At 62.1% G+C, this 18046-nt stretch carries 15 protein-coding genes; 5 read left to right on the top strand and 10 right to left on the bottom strand.

What is annotated here, in order from left to right; translation table 11 throughout:
* Positions 1-729, bottom strand: coding sequence for a 1-acyl-sn-glycerol-3-phosphate acyltransferase (locus ACGHP5_RS13465; RefSeq protein ID WP_278434042.1), 729 nt, complete (start codon positions 727-729; stop codon positions 1-3).
* Between the two features lie 360 nt (positions 730-1089).
* Here ACGHP5_RS13465 and ACGHP5_RS13460 point away from each other — a divergent pair, with 360 nt between their 5' ends.
* Both ACGHP5_RS13460 and ACGHP5_RS13455 read left to right on the top strand, forming a co-directional pair.
* Positions 1090-3450 (top strand): outer membrane beta-barrel family protein, encoded by a 2361-nt coding sequence (locus tag ACGHP5_RS13460; protein ID WP_290532958.1) that lies wholly within the window; start codon positions 1090-1092, stop codon positions 3448-3450.
* Between the two features lie 64 nt (positions 3451-3514).
* Positions 3515-4297, top strand: coding sequence for a DUF4396 domain-containing protein (locus ACGHP5_RS13455; RefSeq protein ID WP_390567221.1), 783 nt, complete (start codon positions 3515-3517; stop codon positions 4295-4297).
* A gap of 1 nt (position 4298) precedes the next feature.
* On the opposite strand, the gene ACGHP5_RS13450 is transcribed toward ACGHP5_RS13455, so the two are convergent.
* The 9 genes from ACGHP5_RS13450 to pgmB all read right to left on the bottom strand — a co-directional run bounded on the left by ACGHP5_RS13450 (position 4299) and on the right by pgmB (position 13847).
* Positions 4299-5288, bottom strand: coding sequence for a DMT family transporter (locus tag ACGHP5_RS13450; RefSeq protein WP_390567219.1), 990 nt, complete (start codon positions 5286-5288; stop codon positions 4299-4301).
* Positions 5289-5864, bottom strand: coding sequence for a LemA family protein (locus ACGHP5_RS13445; RefSeq protein ID WP_290532955.1), 576 nt, complete (start codon positions 5862-5864; stop codon positions 5289-5291).
* A 46-nt stretch (positions 5865-5910) separates the two neighbouring features.
* Positions 5911-6813: a TPM domain-containing protein gene (locus tag ACGHP5_RS13440; RefSeq protein WP_290532954.1), complete on the bottom strand. Its 903-nt coding sequence runs from the start codon at positions 6811-6813 to the stop codon at positions 5911-5913.
* A gap of 233 nt (positions 6814-7046) precedes the next feature.
* Positions 7047-7829: a hypothetical protein gene (locus tag ACGHP5_RS13435; RefSeq protein WP_390567217.1), complete on the bottom strand. Its 783-nt coding sequence runs from the start codon at positions 7827-7829 to the stop codon at positions 7047-7049.
* A 9-nt stretch (positions 7830-7838) separates the two neighbouring features.
* Positions 7839-8303 carry a lipocalin family protein gene (locus tag ACGHP5_RS13430; RefSeq protein ID WP_290532952.1) on the bottom strand — a complete coding sequence of 155 codons (465 nt, stop codon included), beginning with the start codon at positions 8301-8303 and terminating at the stop codon, positions 7839-7841.
* A gap of 308 nt (positions 8304-8611) precedes the next feature.
* On the bottom strand, positions 8612-9457 hold the full coding sequence (locus tag ACGHP5_RS13425; protein ID WP_290532951.1) for an SGNH/GDSL hydrolase family protein: 846 nt from the start codon (positions 9455-9457) through the stop codon (positions 8612-8614).
* Between the two features lie 24 nt (positions 9458-9481).
* On the bottom strand, positions 9482-10777 hold the full coding sequence (locus ACGHP5_RS13420) for an alpha-amylase family glycosyl hydrolase (protein ID WP_337658163.1): 1296 nt from the start codon (positions 10775-10777) through the stop codon (positions 9482-9484).
* 10 nt (positions 10778-10787) lie between these two features.
* Positions 10788-13052 carry a family 65 glycosyl hydrolase domain-containing protein gene (locus tag ACGHP5_RS13415; protein WP_390567214.1) on the bottom strand — a complete coding sequence of 755 codons (2265 nt, stop codon included), beginning with the start codon at positions 13050-13052 and terminating at the stop codon, positions 10788-10790.
* Positions 13053-13184: 132 nt separating this feature from the next.
* Positions 13185-13847: a beta-phosphoglucomutase gene (gene pgmB, locus ACGHP5_RS13410; protein ID WP_337756934.1), complete on the bottom strand. Its 663-nt coding sequence runs from the start codon at positions 13845-13847 to the stop codon at positions 13185-13187.
* Between the two features lie 162 nt (positions 13848-14009).
* On the opposite strand from pgmB, the gene ACGHP5_RS13405 reads away from it, so the two are divergent.
* Genes ACGHP5_RS13405 through ACGHP5_RS13395 form a run of 3 tightly spaced genes read left to right on the top strand, consistent with a single transcriptional unit; the run spans position 14010 to position 17666 of the window.
* A complete protein-coding gene (locus tag ACGHP5_RS13405; RefSeq protein WP_295905097.1) occupies positions 14010-14807 on the top strand; it encodes a polysaccharide biosynthesis/export family protein in 798 nt (265 codons plus the stop codon).
* Between the two features lie 9 nt (positions 14808-14816).
* Positions 14817-17273, top strand: a complete 2457-nt coding sequence (locus ACGHP5_RS13400) for a polysaccharide biosynthesis tyrosine autokinase (RefSeq protein WP_337756935.1) — start codon at positions 14817-14819, stop codon at positions 17271-17273.
* Between the two features lie 3 nt (positions 17274-17276).
* Positions 17277-17666, top strand: a complete 390-nt coding sequence (locus ACGHP5_RS13395) for a hypothetical protein (RefSeq protein WP_295905092.1) — start codon at positions 17277-17279, stop codon at positions 17664-17666.
* Positions 17667-18046 lie beyond the last annotated feature (380 nt).

The raw sequence follows: 18046 nt of genomic DNA, 5'->3' as shown, positions 1-18046 counted from the left end.
CTATTGCTGTTTCCGGATTTCGGCGAGCGCCCCGCACATGCGGTCGCGGACCGTCTGCATCAGGAGGTGCGTCTCCAGAGCGGCGACCTCCGCGGCCGGGACGGGAGGCAGCACGCGGACGGTGATCCGGTTGCCCCAGTTGAATGCCAGGTTCTTTTTGATCAGCGTCTTGGTTCCGTCCAGCACCACGGGAAGGATGTCCACGCCGGCCTCCTTGGCCAGCGTGAAGGCTCCGGCCTTGAAGCGGTGGATCTCACCGTCTTTCGAGCGCGTGCCCTCGGGGAAAACCGCCACCGAAGCCCCGCGCGAAATCCACTTTTTCCCGTCGCGGACCAGCTGTTCCAGCGCGGCGGCGGCGTGGCCGCGGTTGATGCAGATGTCGCCGTGAAGCAGGAGGTACTGTCCGAAAAAGGGCGTTCGGAAGACCTCGCGCTTCGATACCCAGCGGAAATTGAGCGGAATGTAGTAAAGCGCCGGGATGTCGATCACCGTGTTGTGGTTGACGACGATGACGTAGCGCCTCTTCCGGTCGATCAGTTCGCGGCCGATGACCCGCTGCCGCCAGAAGGGCGGGATGAAGAAGAAAATCCGCACCAGGATGCGCGACAGCTCGTGCACCGTCCGGCGCCCCCGGTCGAAGGGATAGCAGACGACCAGCGCAAGGGCCGACAGAATCATAAAGAGCGTGCACAGAAGCACCAAAAAAAGGTAGTATAAAGCACTTAACATACCGTCATCGTTTATTGCATATCCGGCGTCCGGGGACAATTAGCCATATTAATTCAATTTGCAAATTTAGGAATTATTTCCCGGGATTCCTACCCCGCCAGTCGGCGAATTTTCAACAAAATGTTCACGGCATCCGTTTCCAGGAGGCGAAAAAGCGGGGCCGCGAAAAAAGTCACGTAAAAATTTGGTCCGCAGCCGGGGGGGGGTATCTTTACACCCGGAGAACACCCCCGCAACAGCTGCGGACATCCATATACATAAGTATCGAAAATTTTCTGAAATTTTTAGTACTATGCTTTGCACAGTACAAATATTATTATATATCTTTGCGCTAACAAATAAAATGCAAAACAGAATATTATGAAAAGACTGATCCTCCTTATCGTAACGCTCGCGACAACCGCAACCCAGCTCTTTGCGGCGCACCTCTGCCCCTCGACGGGCCGCGTGGTGGACGAACAGGGAAAAGCCGTCGAATACGCAACGGTCGTCCTGCTGAAAGGAACCGAGCAGGTGGCCGGCATGGCAACCGACGCCGAAGGGCGCTTCGTGCTGAAAGCCGCCCCCGGCGAATACACGCTCTGGATTCAGTATCTCGGATTCGACCCCGTGAAGAAGCCGGTGCGCGTGGAGCAGGAGAGCCACCTGGGCGATTTCGTGATGCACGCCTCGGCGACCGGCATCCAGAGCGTGGAGGTAAAGGCCCGGCTGGTGCGGCGCGAAGCCGACCGGTTCGTGGTCGACGTGGCGAACGCCCCGGCGGCCATCGGCAAAGACGGCATCGAGCTGCTGGAACGCGCCCCCGGCGTATGGATCGACGGGGAGAAGATTTCGATCAACGGCAAGAGCGGCTCGAAGGTCTACGTCAACGACCGCGAGCTGCGCATGGAGCCGGAACAGCTGCTGACCTACCTGCGGTCGCTCCGGGCCGAGGAGATTCAGAAAATCGAGGTCGTGCCCACCACGGGCGCCGACTACGACGCCGACTCGGCGGGAGGCATCATCCGCATCACGCTCAAAAAACGCCGCGAGAACGGCGTCGACGGCTCGGTGTCGTTCAACACCTCGCAGGGCACAATCATTCACCGATACGATCCGTCGGCCAACATCAACGTACATTCGGGCCGCGCGGACTTCTACGCCTCGGCATGGGGGTCTTTCGGAAAGGACAGGACGACCACCGACGAGCAGACCCTCTACAACACCGCAGACAAGGCGCTCAACGCCCATTCGGAGATGAAGGGCCGCAACCGCAGTTTCGGGGCCAGCGCCGGAGCGGTGGTCGAGATCGACGACAAAAACAGCGTCGGCGCGGAGGTGGAATACTGGCGCAACCGCAACGGAGAGCCGAACAACACCTACACGGATTTCCACGACGGCGGAACGCTGACACACACCGACAGCTATTTCGACAACCTCAACGTCCGCAACAACTACTCGGCGACGTTCAACTACATCCGCAAGATCGACACGCTCGGCTCGACGCTCAAACTGCTCCTCGACTACACCCGCCGCGAGACCGACGCCGGAAACGACAATTTCAGCCGCATAACGGCTCCGGGTTCGGCGGCGGACTCCACCTACCGCGACAACGCCGCGAGCGTCTACAACGTCGCCACGGCGACGCTGGCCCTCGAAAAGAAGTTCTCGCCCCGCTGGTCGCTGAAGGCAGGCGCCAAGTACACCTACAACGACATGCACAACGACGCGCTCTACGAGTACCTCAAGGGCGACGCGTGGGTGCGCAACGACAACCAGAGCTTCACGATCAACTACACGGAGAACATCGCGGCGGCCTACGCCATCGCCTCGGCGCAGCTCGGACGCTGGAGCCTCGTGGCGGGACTGCGCGGCGAGTACACCCACACGACGGGAAAAGACGTCGGGCAGGACTATTTCTCGCTCTTTCCCAACGCCAACGTCTCCTTCGCCCTTTCGAAGGAGAAAGGATGGTCGCTGATCGCCCAGTACGCCCGGACCATCGAACGGCCGCGGTTCTGGTGCCTCAGCCCCCAGCGGATGCAGATTTCGGACTACACCTACCAGACCGGAAACCCGTCGCTCGACCCCTCGTTCAAGCAAGACGTGAGCCTGACGCTGGTGGCGGCTCACAAATACACCCTCACGGCAGGCGTACAGCTCGTCGGCGACGAGATTCAGCAGACGATGCAGGCCGACCCGGAGAATCCCGACCTGCTGCAACTGGCATGGGTCAATTACGACGCCACGAAGAACTGTTACGCCTCGGTCAACCTGCCGTTCCAACCCGCGAAATGGTGGCAGCTGAACGCCAACGTGACCTACATGCGCCGCGGACAGCGCGTCGAACAGCACGGCGCCGAGGAGTTCTTCAACTGGGGATTCGTCAACCTCTCGACCACCTTCACCCTCCCGGCGAAATTCTACATCGACCTCTCCTACCGCTACCAGAGCCGGCTCGACCTGGGCAACTGCTGGGTCGAACCCGACCACCGTTTGCAGGCGGGTGTGAAGAAACGTTTCGGCGACAGGTTCACCGCCTCGTTCTCGGTGCAGAACCTCCTGGACCAGGGACAGGAGATCGGAGCGCACGGCGACGGGTTCGTCCGCACGATGAAGGCCCGGCAGACCTGGAGCAACCGCTCGTTCCGCATCGGGCTGACCTACAACTTCAAGTCGGGAAAGGCCTTCAAGCGCAAAGCCGTCGAGGCGGGGTCGGCCGACGAAAAGAGCCGTCTGTAACATCCCCGGGCATCCGCAGTCCGAACGGTACATAAATTGCTGCATCGGGGAAAAACCTTTCCTCATGCAGCAATTTCCGTATATCGCCGAAATCTTCGTCGTCGGAGGCATCGCCTCGGCGGCCGTCATCGCCGCCGACCTGCGCACATGCCGCCAACCGATGCGCATCATGAACAGCGTATGGATACTGACGGGCCTCTGGGCCGGTTTCTTCGGGCTGTGGGCCTACTACGCCTTCGGACGTGTGAAACGCTGCTCGCTCGATGAAAAGGAGAGGCGCACGGAAGGGACGGCGTCCGGCGGGAAAAATGGCGGCAATGCTGGGGCCGGCGGGATGGACATGCCGGGGATGGACATGCACGGGATGCGGATGGAGCAGATGGCGATGCCGGCGCGGCCCCGGTGGCAGTCGGCGGTGCTCTCGACGCTCCACTGCGGAGCCGGGTGCACGCTGGCCGACCTCGTGGGCGAATGGTTCCTCTTCTTCGTCCCGGTGGCCATCGGCGGCAGTATGATCGCCGGGTCGTGGGTCTTCGACTATATCCTCGCTCTCGTTTTCGGCATCGGGTTCCAGTATGCGGCGATCCGCGGCATGGAGCCGAAAACGCCCCGCGGCGAGATCGTGCGGCGGGCCGCAAAGGCCGACATACTGTCGCTGACGGCCTGGCAGGCGGGGATGTACGGTTGGATGGCCGTGGTGATCTTCGCCTTCAACGGCGGCGCAACGCTGCCCCGCACCTCGTTCCAGTTCTGGTTCATGATGCAGATTGCGATGGCCTGCGGATTCCTCGCGGCGCTGCCGGTCAACGCCGGGCTGATCCGCGCCGGAATCAAAAAGGGAATGTAGGTCAGCCGTTGCGGCGGATGCGCGGCAGCGGCAGGCGGCGCGCCCAGCGCACGGCCCAGCGAGGCAGGCGCGGACGGGCCATCCATCGGGCCAGGTGCGTGACGGAGGTGGGAATGCGGATCGACTTGCCGGCGATGATGAGCGTCACGGCGACGAGGATCAGCGAAACGCCGACCCCGATGCGCAGCGTGAACCGCTCGCCGAAGACCGCGACGCCGAAAAACAGCGCCGTGACGGGTTCCAGCGCCCCGAGGATCGCCGTGGGCGTGGAGCCGATGCGGCGGATGGCCCCGGCCATCGTAACCAGCGAAACGATCGTCGGGAAAAGCGCCAGCGCGACGGCGTTGACCCACATCAGGGGCGAAGGGATGGCTTGCAGATCGGCACAGCCGCGCAGCCGAACGACATAGACCAGCGAGCCGAAAACCAGGCAGTAAAAGGTGAGTTTCTCGGTCGGGAGATCCTTGAGCGACGAGCGGTTGATGGCCACGATATAGACCGCATAGGAGAGAGCCGAAAGGAAGACCAGCACGACGCCCGCAAGGTTGAGCGTCGCGCCGTCGCCCCCTTTGTAGAGCAGCGAGATGCCCCCGCACGCCAGGGCGATCGAGACGACCGTGGCAGCGGTGACCCGTTCGCGGAAGCCCACGGCCATGATGACGGCGACCATCACCGGATAGACGAACAGGATCGTCGAGGCGATGCCGGCGTCCATGAGGTTGTAGCTCTCGAAAAGCAGCAGCGACGAGACGGAGAAGAGCACGCCCATCGCCGCGAGCGGCAGGACGTCACGCCGCCGCAGGGCGAACGACTGCCGCCGGAAAAGCATCAGCGCACCCAGCATCACCACCGCCAGCACATAACGGTAGAACAGCACGGAATCCGCTCCCAGGCCCGCGCCGTAAAGCGGCAGCGCAAAGAGCGGATTCAATCCGTAACTGGCCGCGGCTATGGCTCCCAGCACATAACCGCGGGAACGTTCCGAGGCCATTTAGAAGGTAACCTGCGGAGCGGCTTCGGTCCCTTCGGCCGACTCGAAATAGGGCTTCGGCCCGAAACCGAACATCCGCGCGACGAGGTTGGCCGGGAAGCGGCGCACCGAGACGTTGTACCGCTGCGCCACGGCGTTGAAGTCCTTGCGAGCGACGGCAATACGGTTCTCGGTCCCCTCCAGCTGGGCCTGCAATTCGAGGAAATTCCGGTTCGCCTTCAGATCGGGATAACTCTCCGACACGGCGATCAGGCGGCCCAGCGCGGAGCGCACCTGCGCCTGCGCCTGCTGGAACTGCTGAAGGCGCTCGGGCGTCAGGTCGTCGGCCGAAAGGTTGATCGACGTGGCCCGGGCACGCGCCTCGGTAACCTCGTTCAGAGTCTGCGTCTCGTGGGCCGCATAGCCCTTCACGGTGCTGACCAGGTTGGGAATCAGGTCCGCACGGCGCTGATACTGTGTTTCGACGTTGGACCAGGCGCTTTTAAGCCCCTCCTCCTTGTTGACGAAACCGTTGTAAGTCGCATAAAAGAAGATCACCACCACGGCGACAACGCCGATCCAAATCCATTTTTTCATATCCGCAAATCGTTAATCGTTCATTATTCATTATTCATTGCTCCCGTTACCAGCGCGAACCCGCTCCGCCGCCGCCGAAGGAACCTCCCCCGAAGCCACCGCCGCCCACGCCGCCGCCCATGCCGCGTCCGAAGCCGCCGCCGATGATCGTGCCGCCCCCGGCCCCGCCGCCGAAATTGTCGTCGCGAAGGTTCTTGGCCTGCCGTTTCACCACGGCGCCGCAGTTCGAGCAGACATACGTATATTCGACCAGCCGGTAGCTTCGCGTGACGCTCAACACCTGCTGCGACTGCTGTTTCAGCGTCAGCTTACGGCACCTCGGGCAACGGCGGGAAAAATAGTAGTTCACCAGCACCACGCCCAGCGGAACGACGACGAATCCCACGACGATCAAAAAGATCATCCACGCCGGAAGCTCCTCGTCGGCGTCGCCGCTCAGGTCGACCTCGCCCCCTTCGAGAATCGTGGCCGCTGCCCCGACTCCGGCGACCATGCCCGCGCTGTAATCCCCCTCGCGGAAGGCGGGAAGCATGTAGGTGAGCTGGATACGTTTGCAGAGTGCGTCGGGAAGGATGCCTTCGAGACCTCCGCCCGTGACGAAGCGGATTTCCCGCAGGTCCTTCACCAGCAGGATGCCCAGGCCGTTGTCGCTTTTGGCGCTGCCCACGCCCCAGCTGCGGAACAGATCGACGGCGAACGAGAACGGATCGCCGCCCGCGATGTCGTCGACGGCGACCACGGCGACCTGCGCGAGTCCCCGCTCACGCAGCGAAGCGCAGACGGAGTCGATATGCGCCACGGCGGCAGGCGACAGGATACCGTCGGGATCGGAGACGTAACGGCTCCCGTCCATTCGCTGGACGTTGGGAATCTGCTCCGGACGGTACGTGCCCGCAAAGACGGGCAATGCGCAGGCGAGCAGCAGGCAAAGAATCGTTATTTTTCTCATAACCTCGGAACAAAGATAGCAAAAAGTCGGGCCGCCGCAAAACCGAACCGCATGTGATTCGACAAAACGTTCCAACTTTCCGAAAGCGTCGTTACTGCGCCAAAGATAGACAAAAAACCGGGATTCCGCACACCTCCCGGAGCGTTTTCCGCCACAACGGGCCGCAGGTGCGCAAAAACGGCGGCGCACCGCGAGGTGTCGCCGCCGCAACGCTTCCGGTCCGGAACCGGACGTCAGAACCGGAACCCGAAGTAGAAACGTACGGAAGTGGTTTTGAACTTGCGGTCGGGAACCTTCATCTGATCCATCACGTCACCGGCCGACGGGACATCGTCGCCCTCGGCATAATCCTCGTCGAAGGCATCCTCGTCGAATTTCAGCCCGTCGTAGCTGGCCGTGCCCCAGCGCCACTCGACACCCACCGAAACGACCTTCCAGGCCAGGGTGCAGCCGGCATTGCAGAAGGTCACGTAGTGGTGGTGCACGGTCTCGTCCATGTAAAGGAGCGAATAGGAGGGCGTGACGCGGAAATAGCCGCCGACCTTGAGGCGGTGCACGGGGTTGACCGTCAGCGACGGGCCGAACTGCATGCCGATCTCGGCCTGGTGCACGTCGGACGGAAGCGGTTCGCCCGTCTCCCCGTCGAACGCGTCGAGCGAGAATTTAGCGTAGTTGATGTCCATCCACGACCAGTCGAGGCCGAATTTCAGCATGCCGAAAAGCGGTTTCCGGTGCAGGTAGTAGGTCTTGCCCCAGCTCAACGAGGCTCCGAAATCACTCTTGAGTTCCCCGCCGTAGGTCCGGTCGGCGAGCGTCTGTTTGACATAGCCGAGGTTGAAATACTTGGCGCGGTCCTTCCAGACGGCACGGTTCAGTTCGGCCTTCTGCGTGTCTTCCACACGCGACGAAAGCGCGCTCACGACCTGTTGCAGGGAGTCCAGCCGCGACTGGTTCTCCTGGGCATACGCTCCGGTCGCAAAAACGGCCAGAAGAAAAGAGACAAAGAACTTTTTCATGGCAGCGGGCTATTGTTTTTTCCACGTACGCCGTTCCGTCTCGCCGTCCTCGGACTGTTCGGTGACGAGCTTGTTGTCAGTCCAAGTAAGGACCTTCAATTGACTCCGATAGTCGCCGTAGTTCAACGTCAGCAGCGGATTCGCCCAGGCCCATGTGCCGCGCTCGGTGTAGCTCTCCGGCTCCTCCTCCCCGTCTCCCGGGATATTCACCTCGTAGACGAACGTATTGTCGTCGTTCAGCGTCAGACGCACGGTTCCCAGGCCCGCGGTGTCGCCGCCGTCGGTCCCCTCCTCGTCCGTGATCTCGATGTGGGTCATGACCCATGCCCCCGTGAAAGGCGCGCCGCCGTCGATCTTGCCGTCGTCATCGCCGTCGTCGCACGAAACAAGTCCCGCGGCACAGACAGATGCCGCAACCATAAGATAGAAAGCTCCCGTCCGGAGCGCTCTCAAAGAAGAAAACAGTGTTTTCATTTGCATAAAGAATTTATTGGATTAGTAAAAAGGGTGCGTGAAAACATGACACGACGATGCGCGCGGACGAAACGAATCATCCGCGGGGCGTCGGCGGCAGGACCGACACAGTGTATATCAGTTATTTTCGGGGGGGGGAGTTGCGGCGCAGCGCGGCGAGGACCGGCTGACGGTCCTTATCCGGAGAATATTTTACGACGAAAAACATGCGCTGTACTGCTTTGGTTCCGGCAAAGATAGAAAAAATTTCGCAAACCTGTTCCGCCCGGCAAGATTCGCCGACGGATTCAAGGCTTTTTCCGGCGCAGTCAATCGAAGCAGGCCGGGAACGCCAGCAACTGACAGGCCAGGACCCTGGCCATACGCTCATGCCCCGCAGCGTTGGGATGCAACCGGTCGGTCTGCCCGTCGCTGAAGTAACGGACGTGGGAATCGGCAAGGGGATAAAGGCCGCTGATGCTGTTAAGATCGATCACCGGAACCGCCCAGACGCTGCCGGCCTCGCGGATCTTCGCGACATAGGCATCGGCATACAGCCCCAGCCGGTTGGGGAACGATTCGTCGGGCTGGACGTTCCGGTCGCTGAAACGCGCATAACCGCGGTGGAGCGGTGTGAGCAGGATGACCTGCTTGGTCGGATAGTGCTCTTTGAGAAAGGCCAGCACGGCGTTGATTCGTCCGCAGAGGGTCCCGGGGTCCGCCGAAGGCGTGCGGCGCATCCGCGTCCCCACGCCGGAACCCGGCATCGGGCACTCCGACTCCCGGACCTCGTACCACTCGCCCAGCGGCACGCCGGCGTTGAAGTCGTTGGTCCCGGCAAGGACGACGACGGCATCGACGGCGTCGCCCCGCTCGGCGTACAGTTTCCGGGCCTGCCCCAGCACATCGGACCACTGGTGGCCGTTGATTCCATAGACGAAAGGCACGATGCCCAGCATCTCGGCCAGATACTGCCAGTAGTTTTTCGTTGTGCCGACATGGCGCTCGTCCGTGATCGAATCGCCGAGAAAGGCGACCCGTTTGCCAGACCACTGATTCTGCACGAGGTTCATTCCGGCCGCGCACTCCCGGTGCTTTCCGGCCCCGTCGCCCGAGGCTCCCGCAGGCCCCGCCGCCAGCAGCAAAGCCGCCAGCAGACAAAATGTTTTTCGCATGGTTCGATTGGTTCGTTTCTTCATTCAGCGTGTCAGTATCCGGTAGCTCCACGGGGCCATGTCCTCCTCGACGCGGCCGCGGAGTTCGTAAGGCTCACCCGTCATGGCGTCGGTGTACATCCCGGCGTAGATGCCCGTATAGTAGTCGGCATGGATGGCGTAGGGCGAGAGGTTCATCACCGCCACGACCCGGTTGCCCGCCGTCTCGCGGACCAGCGTCATCAGGCAGTCCTCGGCGTTGTTGCGGATCTCGCTCACCGCGCCGCCCCGCTCCCCCGACGCCAGAGCCGGGTTGTCGTGACGCAGGGCCGTGAGCCGGCGGTAGAACTCCGTGAAGGTGTTGGCGCCGTAGGCCGGGATCGGGTCGCGGTCGAAAAAGGCGAACGAATGGTCGTAGCCGATTTCCTGCCCGGTGTAGATCAGCGGCAGACCGCGCGGCACGACGAACGTGAAGACCGCCATGATCTCACGCGCATCGCCCAGCCGGGTGAATTCGGAGCCGCTCCACGAATTCTCGTCGTGGTTCGACGTGAACGTGAGGCGCATGGCCGAGTCGGGATAGTCGCCGCGGTCGGCGTAGATATAGTCGCGCAGGGCCGTGACGCGGGTCCGCTGCTGGGCCACGTCGTTCATCAGGTGGTGCATCCGCCAGGCGTAGCAGGCGTCGAAAGCACCCTCCTCGAAAAGATTCCGCTCCTCGGCCTCGGCCAGCATGAACAGGTCGGGCTTCACGCGCCGCAGGCGCAGCGAGGTCTCGTTCCAGAAACCGATGGGAACCAGCATCGCCATGTCGCAGCGGAAGCCGTCGACGGCGTGCCGCGTGAGCCAGAACTCCATGGCCTCGGCCTCGGCCCGCCACACGTCGCGGTTGGCGTAGTTGAGCTTGGCAGTGTCGGACCAGTCCCACGGTACGGCCGGCTGCCCCGAAGCGTCGCGCTCGTACCACGAAGCGTGCTCCTCGGCGATCCACCGCGCGTCGCGCGCCGTGTGGTTGGCCACCCAGTCGAGCAGGACCTTCATGCCGAGGCGGTGGGCCTCGGTGACGAAGGCGTCGAAATCGGCCATCGTGCCCAGTTCGGGATTCACGGCGCAGTAGTCGCGGATCGAATAGTAGGAGCCGAGCGAGCCTTTGCGCTCGGCCTCGCCGATCGGATAGACCGGCATGAGCCACACGGCGTCGACGCCGAGGTCTTTGAGGAAAGGCAGTTTTGCGGCTGCGGCGCGCAGCGTGCCTTCGGGCGTGAGCTGGCGCACGTTCATTTCATACAGGACGGCCTGATAGCTCCATTCGGGATGAAGGCCGGTCGATTCACAATTCATAATTCACAATTCAATCATTAATCGGGCCGACGAGGCGGCGGACCCCGCGGATTTCGATCTCGATCGGCTCGCCCTCGCAGGCGACCTCAACCGCCTCGCGCGTAACGCTCACGGCCAGCACCCGGTCCCGGAAATTGACTTTGAACGAGAGGGACTCCCACGCGGCGGGCAGCTGCGGGTCGAACGACAGCACGCCGTCGCGGACGCGCATGCCCCCGAAACCCTCGACCACCGAGAGCCACGAACCCGCCATCGAAGTGACGTGGCAGCCCTCGCGGACCTCGCGGTTGTAGTCGTCGAGGTCCAGGCGCGCCGTGCGCAGGTAGAGTTCGTAGGCCTTGTCCAGATCGCCGATGCGCGCGGCGAGGATGGCGTGGACGCAGGGCGAAAGCGACGATTCGTGGACCGTGCGCGCCTCGTAGAAGCGGAAATTGCGGCGGACGGTATCGAGGTCGAAATCGTCCCCGAAGAAATAAAGCCCCTGCAGCACATCGGCCTGCTTGATCAGGCACGAGCGCAGGATGCGGTCCCACGACCATCGCTGGTTGATGGGCCGCTCCGCAGGGTCGAGGTCGCCGGCAAGGATCTGCTCCTTGTCCAGATAGCCGTCCTGCTGGAGGAAGATGCCCAGTTCGCGGTCCTCGCCGAAGTACATGCCGTCGGCGATTTCGAGCCACCGCTTTGTCTCGGCCGCCTCGTCGAAACGGCGCTTCGCGCAGATGCGCGCGTAGTCCGCAGGGCGGTTTTCACGCACCCAACGGGCCGCCTCGGCGGCGTAACGCATCGACCAGCAGGCGATATAGGAGGTATACCAGTTGTTGTCGACGTTGTTCTCGTACTCGTTGGGACCCGTGACGCCCAGCATGACGTACTTCCGACGGGCCGCGGACCACGTGATGCGCTGCGCCCAGAAGCGCGCCACGGACAACAGCACCTCCAGTCCGCAGTCGGCAAGATACGCCGTGTCGCCGGTATAGCGGATGTAGTTGAAAATCGCGTAGGCGACGGCGCCGTTGCGGTGGATCTCCTCGAAGGTGATTTCCCACTCGTTGTGGCACTCCTCGCCGTTGACGGTGACCATCGGGTAGAGCGCCGCACCGTCGCGGAAACCCAGTTTCGCGGCGTTTTCAATGGCTTTGTCGAGCTGGTTGTAGCGGTAGACCAGCAGTTCGCGGGCCACGGCCTGCCCGGCGGTGGCCAGGTAGAACGGCAGGCAGTAGGCCTCGGTGTCCCAGTAGGTCACGCCGCCGTATTTCTCGCCCGTGAAGCCCTTGGGACCGATATTGAGGCGGGTGTCGACGCCCGTGTAGGTTTGCAGGAGCATGAAAATGCAGAAGCGGATGCCCTGCTGGGCCGCGGGATCGCCCCCGACGACGACGTCGCAGCCGTGCCAGCGGGCGGCCCAGGCGGCCGTCTGTTCTTCGAGCAGGGCTTCGAAGCCCGCCTCCCGACCCGAAGCCGCGACGGCGCGCGCAGCGGCGGTAAGGTCCGCCGGGGCGTGGTTGAGCGACGAGCAGATGCCCGCATATTTATATAAAGTGGCGGCGCAGCCCTTTTCCCGGCTGACCGCAGCGGTGGCCCGGACCTTTTCGGGACGGGTTTCGCAATGCCACTCGGCGCCGTCCAGTTCGACGGCCTGCGCCCAGGCCGCCTCGAACCCGCTCTTTTTGGTACGGCTCTGCGTGGCGTCGGCCCCGGTCGAGACCTCCTCCCAGAACTTTTCGTCGTAGTTGGCGTCGGCATTGCGCACGTCGGCGTCGATATGGGGCGAGAAAGTGATCCGGGCCGCCCGGTTGAGCGGCGTGACGGCGTATTTCACGACGCCCAGTTCGCGGCGCGCCAGCGAGAGGAAACGCACCGCCTCGACGGCCACCTCGACGCCGTTTTTCAGCACGACCCGCATGCGGCGCGTCAGCACCGAACGGCGCATGTCCGTCTCGCGGTAAAAACTCTTCACCTCCGCGACGGTCGCCAGGTCGAGCGGCTCGCCGTCGACCGCGACGTCGACCCCGATCCAGAACGCGGCGTTCGGGACCTTGGCGAAATACTCCGGGTAGCCGTTCTTCCACCATCCCACGCGGGTCTTGTCGGGATAGTAGATCCCGCCGATGTAGTTGCCCGGAAGCGAAGGGCCGGAATAGCGCTCCTCGAAATTGGCCCGGCCGCCCATCACGCCGTTGCCCAGCGCGAAGAGCGATTCGGAAGCGAGCGCCCGCGAAGGATCGAAGCGATCCTCGACGAGGCGCCAGGGATCGGTTTTTATGTAGTCGTTCATAATTTACACATTGTTCTTTATCGCTTGTTTCACCGTATCCGGCCGCAACCCTCGGCGGCGCCGCGCCGGGGCTGCAATCGGCCCCGCCCTGAACCCCTCCCCCGGGAGCGGCCTGCCGCACGGGCCGGAAAGTCAGCCCCGGTCGATCTTCATTGCCAATTTTTCAAACGTGAATCCCTCGAAGGTTTCCAGCCGCATCGTGGCGGCCGAAAGCGACGCACCGCCCCCGACGCCCACCGAACGCATGCCCGCACGCGAAGCGGCCTCGATGCCCGCGGCGGCGTCCTCGAAGACCACGCACACGGACGGCGCGGCCCCCACGGCGGCGGCCCCCTTCAGGAAGACCTCGGGATCGGGTTTGGCCCGAGCGACCTCGTTGCCGTCGACCACGGCGTCGAACAGCGGCCGGAGGCCGCACCGGTCGAGGATCGTCCCCGCGTTCTTCGACGCCGAGCCGAGCACCGCCCGCACGCCGCGGCTGCGCACGTCGTGCAAAAACGCCGCCACACCCGGAAGCACCTCGGCGGGAGTCATTTGCGAAACGAAGCGCAGGTAACGCGCATTCTTTTCGGCGGCGAGGCGCTCCTTTTCAGCGGCGGAAAAGCGATCCTCAAGCCCCCCGGCACGCAGGACGATCTCCAGCGACGCCATGCGGCTCACCCCCTTGGTGGCTTCGCCCGCTTCAGGGGTGAACACGAAGCCCAGTTCACGCGCAAGCGCGGCCCACGCCAGATAGTGGTAGCGGGCCGTATCGACGATAACTCCGTCCAAATCGAATATGCAGCAGTCTATCATTTTTTGATTTTCGGATACCAAAGATACGATTTTTTTCGAAAAAAATGCGTATCCGGCAACGTATTACCTACATACTTGTAAAATATCACCTTCGGAAAGGGGCTGTTTTTCAGAATTAATTTATATCTTTGCGCACGTATTAAATCAACGCCTTACTAAAACATGAAGCAACTCTGCCTTCTCATCGGGACAGCGGTCCTCGGCATTCTGCTCGTTTCGTGCTCCGCACAGAAACGCGTCTGGTATTTGCAGGACGCCCAGCCCTTCACGCCCGAACAAATCGCCGAAAACGGACAGATCCGCATCAAGCCGCTCGACCGGCTGACGATCGTCGTCAACAGCAAGGACCCCGAACTGGCAGTGCCGTTCAACTCGGCAACCTCCTACAACTCGCTCACGGGAGCCAACGTCTCCAGCGCAGCAAGCTCGCAGGCGCTCCAGATGCGCACCGTCGACGAGGAAGGGATGCTCGACATGCCCGTGATCGGCAAGATCGAATGCAAGGGCAAGACCCGCAGCGAACTGGCCCAGGCCATCGCCGAAAAAATCATCGAGGGCGGATACATCAACGACCCCACGGTCAACGTGCAGTTCGCCGACATGAAGATTTCGGTGATCGGCGAGGTGGCCCGTCCCGGATTCTACGACATCACGCGCGACAAGGTCTCGATATTCGACGCGCTGGCGATGGCCGGCGACATGACCGTGTACGGCGTGCGCTCGGAAGTGGCCGTGACGCGCGAAACGGACGGCGTGCGCACGATCGAATACCTCGACCTCACGTCGACCGACATCTTCAACTCCCCGGTTTTCTACCTCCAGCAGAACGACGTGGTATACGTGAAACCCAACAAGTACAAGGCGCAGACGGGCGAAATCAGCCAGAACCGCAGCTTTTACCTCTCGCTGGTGGGAACCGCGATTTCGGTGGCGACACTCATCGTAACCCTCACCAAATAGCAAGTATCCATGACAGAACAGCATATCAATTCCCAGACGCAGGCCAACAACGAAGAACTCACAGGGACCATCACCCTGCACGACATCATCCGCATGGTGATCGCAAACTGGTACTGGTTCGTGCTTTCGGCCGTACTCTGCCTCTGCGCGGCCTACTACTACCTGGCCAGCACCCCGAAGATTTACAGCCGCACGGCGACCATCATGGTCAAGGACAGCCGCAAGGGCGGCGACGTCGACCTGACGGCGTTCAGCGACCTGGCGGGATTCCAGAACCGCCGCAACGTCGACAACGAGGTTTTCATCCTCCAGTCGCGGCGCCTGATGACCAACGTGGTCAAGCAGCTCAACCTGACGGTCAACTACTCGGTGAGCGAACGGCTCCGCCGGCGCGACCTCTACGGCCAGGCCCCGATCGACGTGAAATTCATCAACGACAACGACAACCAGTCGCTCGCCATGGAGATCACGCCGCTCGACGACGACAAAATCCGGCTGAGCGGGTTCGAAGACCAGTTCGTCACCAAGCACGAGAGCCGCAGCGTCATCACGGCGGCTTACGGAGACACGATCCCGACCCCCGTGGGGCAGGTCGTGGTGCAGAAGTCGCTCTACATGGCCCCCGACTACATCGGGGTACCGATCCGCGTGAGCAAAAGTTCGCTGGGAGGGACCACCAACGCCTACCGCGCCGCCGTGAAAAGCGACGTGGCCAACAAGCAGGCCTCGGTGGTGACCATTTCGATGAACAACACCGTGCCCCGGCGCGCCGAGGACGTGATCAACACGCTGATCGAAGCCTACAACGAAGACGCCATCGAGGACAAGCGCCGCGTGTCGGTCGCCACGGGCAAGTTCATCAAGGCCCGTCTGGACGTTATCGGACGCGAGCTGGGCGACGTGGACCGCAACATCGAGGACATCAAGAAGGACAACCGGATGGTGGACATCACCTCGGAGGCCGCGCGCAGCGTGTCGGAAAGTTCGCGCTACAAGACGGAAGGTCTTTCGCTCGAAAACCAGATCAACGTGGCGGAGTACATCCGCACCTACCTGAACGACCCGAAAAACGTCGGGGAGCTGATTCCGGCGATGGCGGCCGCGGGAACCAACACGGCCATCGCCAAGCAGATCGAAGACTACAACTCGGCGATCCTGCGCCGCGAGAAACTGCTGGAGAACAGTTCGGACCGCAGCCCCGTCATCCAGGACCTGGACAACCTGCTGGCCGCCGTGCGGCGTTCGATCATCTCGTCGCTCGACTCCAATATCTCGACGCTCGAAATCCAGCGCGACGCCATGCGCAAGGAGGAGACGCAGGCCAACCTCCGCATCTCGACCATGCCTTCGCAGGAGAAGGTCATCCTGGGCATCACGCGTCAGCAGAAAATCAAGGAAGAACTGTTCCTCTACCTGCTGAACAAGCAGGAGGAGAACCAGCTCAACTACGCCGTGGCCGAGAGCAATTCGCGATCGATCGACTACGCCTACGGCAGCAACGCTCCCGTATCGCCCCGACCGATGATGATTCTGGGCATCGCCCTGATCGTGGGTCTGGCCATTCCCTTCGGCCTGCTCTACCTGATCGGCATGCTCGACACAACCATCCGCGGACGCAAGGACATCGAGGACAACATCAACGCCCCGTTCCTGGGCGACATCCCCTACTACGAGGGTGACGGCAAGACCGGAATCGTGGTGCGCGAAACGGGCCGCGACGCCCTGTCGGAGGCATTCCGCATCCTGCGCTCGAACATGTCCTTCATGGGCGTATCGGCCGGAACCGACGTGCGCACCATCCTTTTCACCTCGTCGGACCCCCACGCGGGCAAGACCTTCGTGGCGACGAACCTGGCGATGACGCTCGCCATGGCCGGCAAACGCGTGCTGCTCATCGACCTCGACCTGCGCCGCCACGCGCTGTCGACCCTGCTGGGACACGGAAACAGCAAGACCGGCATCACGGGATACCTCGCAGGAACGATCACCGACCCGAAGAGCATGATCAAGAACACCGGATTCCACCAGAACCTCGACGTGATCTACGCCGGCATTCAGCCGCCCAACCCCACGGAGATGCTGCTCTCGGAAAAACTCGACAAACTGATCGCCGAAATGCGCGACACGTACGACTTCGTATTCCTCGACAGCACGCCCGCCATGTCGGTGGCCGACGCAGTCATCACCGACCGGCTTTCGGACCTCTGTATCTACATCGTGCGCGAAGGCGTGCTCGACAGGCGTCAGCTGCCCGACATCGAACGCCTCTACCGCGAGAAGAAACTCCACAATATGTGCATCGTCCTGAACGGAACCCGCTCGCGCCGTCACGGATACGGTTACGGATATGGCTACGGTTACGGATATGGGTACGGCTACGGGTATGGAGACGAGTACAAGGAAGTAAGCTACCGCAAGCGCATCAAGCACTTCTTCCGGTCGCTGGGACGTAAGATAAAGCGATAGGAGATGGCGATTCACGATGCCGTAATAGCCCTCGATTTCGACGGCACGGTGGTCACCCACGCCTATCCCGAAATCGGGGAGGATGCGGGAGCCGTGCCCGTACTGAAAGAACTGACGGACAACGGATGCCGGCTGATTCTCTACTCGATGCGGCACGGAAAACTGCTGGACCGCGCAGTGGAATGGTTCCGCGTTCGGGGCATTCCGCTCTACGCCGTGAACGAAAACCCGTCGCAGAAGCGCTGGACCTCGTCACCGAAGATTCATGCGGACCTCTACATCGACGACTGCAACCTGGGATGCCCGCTGCGGTTCGTCGACGGAGAGAAACGTCCTGTGGCCGACTGGGCCAAGATCCGCGAACAACTCGTCCGGGAAGGGTTTCTGGACTGATATTCAGAAAGGCCGGGGTTCCGAACGAAGACAGGCCGGACAACAAAAAAGCGAGACCGCAGGGTCTCGCTTTTTTGTTGTGGCAGGAGCAGGCAGGCGGCAGGCAGGCGGCTGCCAGAGCAGATGGCAGGAACAAGTAACAGGCAGAGACGACAGAAGCAAGGGCGGGAGCAGGTGACAAGTAGAGGAGGTCGATGGCCGGCAAGTTTCGGGCATCGTGAAAAACGGGGCGGATGGGTAGTACCGAAGTATGTCCCCATTCGCCCCGTTTTCGAGGGATGTGCGGAAATTGCCGCTTATAAATCGGAAACGGTTTGTGATTATCGCGGAGCAGATTTTGCCATAACGCAGTTCGGCCCGGACGGGACATACAGAAGTAT

Source organism: Alistipes sp. i18-0019-D1, assembly GCF_042852885.1.
In the GTDB taxonomy this organism is placed as follows: Bacteria; Bacteroidota; Bacteroidia; order Bacteroidales; family Rikenellaceae; genus Alistipes.
The sequence above is the reverse complement of the archived record's forward strand: the minus strand, read 5'-3'. Positions and strand labels throughout refer to the sequence as shown.

Bases quoted from the DNA above. Each gene is read 5' to 3' on its own strand.
- ACGHP5_RS13395 (WP_295905092.1), top strand. From the start codon at position 17,277: ATGGCGATTCACGATGCCGTAATAGCCCTCGATTTCGACGGCACGGTG.
- ACGHP5_RS13430 (WP_290532952.1), bottom strand. From the start codon at position 8,303: ATGAAAACACTGTTTTCTTCTTTGAGAGCGCTCCGGACGGGAGCTTTC.
- ACGHP5_RS13440 (WP_290532954.1), bottom strand. From the start codon at position 6,813: ATGAGAAAAATAACGATTCTTTGCCTGCTGCTCGCCTGCGCATTGCCC.
- ACGHP5_RS13465 (WP_278434042.1), bottom strand. From the start codon at position 729: ATGTTAAGTGCTTTATACTACCTTTTTTTGGTGCTTCTGTGCACGCTC.
- ACGHP5_RS13435 (WP_390567217.1), bottom strand. From the start codon at position 7,829: ATGAAAAAGTTCTTTGTCTCTTTTCTTCTGGCCGTTTTTGCGACCGGA.
- ACGHP5_RS13450 (WP_390567219.1), bottom strand. From the start codon at position 5,288: ATGGCCTCGGAACGTTCCCGCGGTTATGTGCTGGGAGCCATAGCCGCG.
- ACGHP5_RS13460 (WP_290532958.1), top strand. From the start codon at position 1,090: ATGAAAAGACTGATCCTCCTTATCGTAACGCTCGCGACAACCGCAACC.
- ACGHP5_RS13425 (WP_290532951.1), bottom strand. From the start codon at position 9,457: ATGCGAAAAACATTTTGTCTGCTGGCGGCTTTGCTGCTGGCGGCGGGG.
- pgmB (WP_337756934.1), bottom strand. From the start codon at position 13,847: ATGATAGACTGCTGCATATTCGATTTGGACGGAGTTATCGTCGATACG.
- ACGHP5_RS13415 (WP_390567214.1), bottom strand. From the start codon at position 13,052: ATGAACGACTACATAAAAACCGATCCCTGGCGCCTCGTCGAGGATCGC.
- ACGHP5_RS13420 (WP_337658163.1), bottom strand. From the start codon at position 10,777: ATGAATTGTGAATCGACCGGCCTTCATCCCGAATGGAGCTATCAGGCC.
- ACGHP5_RS13455 (WP_390567221.1), top strand. From the start codon at position 3,515: ATGCAGCAATTTCCGTATATCGCCGAAATCTTCGTCGTCGGAGGCATC.
- ACGHP5_RS13445 (WP_290532955.1), bottom strand. From the start codon at position 5,864: ATGAAAAAATGGATTTGGATCGGCGTTGTCGCCGTGGTGGTGATCTTC.
- ACGHP5_RS13405 (WP_295905097.1), top strand. From the start codon at position 14,010: ATGAAGCAACTCTGCCTTCTCATCGGGACAGCGGTCCTCGGCATTCTG.
- ACGHP5_RS13400 (WP_337756935.1), top strand. From the start codon at position 14,817: ATGACAGAACAGCATATCAATTCCCAGACGCAGGCCAACAACGAAGAA.